Origin of the sequence: Thalassobellus citreus (genome assembly GCF_044385915.1) — a bacterium.
GTDB classification, from domain to species: Bacteria; Bacteroidota; Bacteroidia; order Flavobacteriales; family Flavobacteriaceae; genus Thalassobellus; species Thalassobellus citreus.
The window spans coordinates 1-1,625 of the sequence record NZ_JBISCC010000070.1 but is presented as its reverse complement, the minus strand read 5'-3'; the positions used below and the strand labels follow the sequence as shown (position 1 = coordinate 1,625).

The following is a 1,625-nucleotide window of genomic DNA, read 5'->3' as shown; positions in this document are numbered from 1 at the left end:
TACAACGGTTACGTATAATATTAGTGGCGCGTTTAAGCACTAATTTAATAAATAGAAACTTGCCAGCGGAAAATTCCGAAGGAATTTTCCAAGTAAGCTAAAACTAGCCATTAATTTTATGCTTTGTTGCCACACGTTTTTATTCCGATTTGTTAATCAAAAAACATTTCGTCCAACTTTCCTTTTTTGTATGCTTTTACAAACTTTTTTGTCTTTGAGTTAACTGGAACTTTATTATTTTTATTTCCGATATATTCCAGCAAAATTTTCGCGCCACCAAGTTGAACTTCTCTAACATCTTCTTGTTCGCTGAATTTTTGTCCGTTAATCTTTTTACAAGTCAAAATTCGGTTGTGATTGATTTTTTGGTCTAAACCATAATTAATCATCGCAACTGTGTATAAAAATTGTTGTTTATTCACATTAGTCAAAGAAGTGAAAAAATTCCCAAACGTTGGAATTCCCATTCCAGTATCTTTATTCATCCAAAATCCGACAATTTGCGTAGCAGAAATAAATTCCTTTGATTTTACGTTTACAGGATTGTCAAATATATATTCAGTTGCTTTAAAGAGTAAGGGTTCATATTTTTCATATTCAGCATTTTTATCAGCTTTCATTTCGTCAAGTGATTCCGATAATTGTCCGAACATTGTAATCGGCAAAATCAGTAGTAAAATCAGGTATAATTTCTTAATCATATTTTTGTTTTTCAATCGTTATGTTTGTCGTTTAGCACGATTTATCAAATGTGTGGCAACGGATTTATATATGATTTGTTGCGTTTTTCAAGCACTGAATTTAGTAAATAAAAACCGAATAGAAAATCCGCGAGGATTTTCGTAAGTAGGCTAGAACTAGCAATAAATTATATATGTTGTTACCCAACGTTTTTTATTTTCAGCTTAATTTAATTCCAGCTTTTGCAAAAATATTCTCCAATTCTTTTTCAATTGGAAATGGTTTTAAAGGCGGAACATTCGCTCCTCCAGGATTGCCAACAGGAATTTTTCCAACGAAGGATTTCACACCTCCGAAAATCAGACGTGGAATTTGTCCGATAATTTCTTTTCCGCTTTTGATTTTAATTCCGAATTGCAACATTTTCCAATGTACAAAAGTATGAGTGTAAGGATATTTTTGTCCGATTATATGAGCTCTTTCCAGATGATTCCAAGCACTTTTTAAATTTCCGTTTGAGTATTCAGTTCGGTATTCATCCAATTCGGTTTTATAGTATGGCTTTAGAATTTCAGGTATCGAAGTGTAAAATTTCATATCCGGTTTTTTAGTTTTCTGTTCAGTTTAAAATTCTAACGTTCTGTTTTACAAATGTTGGGTAACGGCTACGTATAATATTAGTGGCGCGTTTAAGCACTAATTTAGTAAATAGAAACTTACCAGCGGAAAATTCCGCAGGAATTTTCCAAGTAGGCTAAACTAGCCATTAATTTTATGCTTTGTTGCCTAACGTATTTTTATTATTTTGTTAATTATTCAAAAATAACAGGGTAAACTTTTCTTATAAGATATTTGTTGTTCTCTTTTTTTTCAATGAAATAGTAAGTATAACCCAATCCGTCAAAACTTCCATTATTTCCAATATTCAGAAAATCTTTTCTCTC

The 1,625-nt window shown here is 31.4% G+C and carries 2 protein-coding genes; both read right to left on the bottom strand.

Translation table 11 applies throughout. The features are described 5' to 3' along the window. Positions 1–152: 152 nt before the first annotated feature. The gene (locus ACH5TX_RS00445) at positions 153–701 is read right to left on the bottom strand and encodes a hypothetical protein (protein ID WP_439337592.1); all 549 of its coding nucleotides are present in this window, start codon (positions 699–701) and stop codon (positions 153–155) included. 199 nt (positions 702–900) lie between these two features. Next, the gene (locus ACH5TX_RS00440) at positions 901–1,278 is read right to left on the bottom strand and encodes a DUF3703 domain-containing protein (protein WP_439337591.1); all 378 of its coding nucleotides are present in this window, start codon (positions 1,276–1,278) and stop codon (positions 901–903) included. Positions 1,279–1,625: the final 347 nt, after the last annotated feature.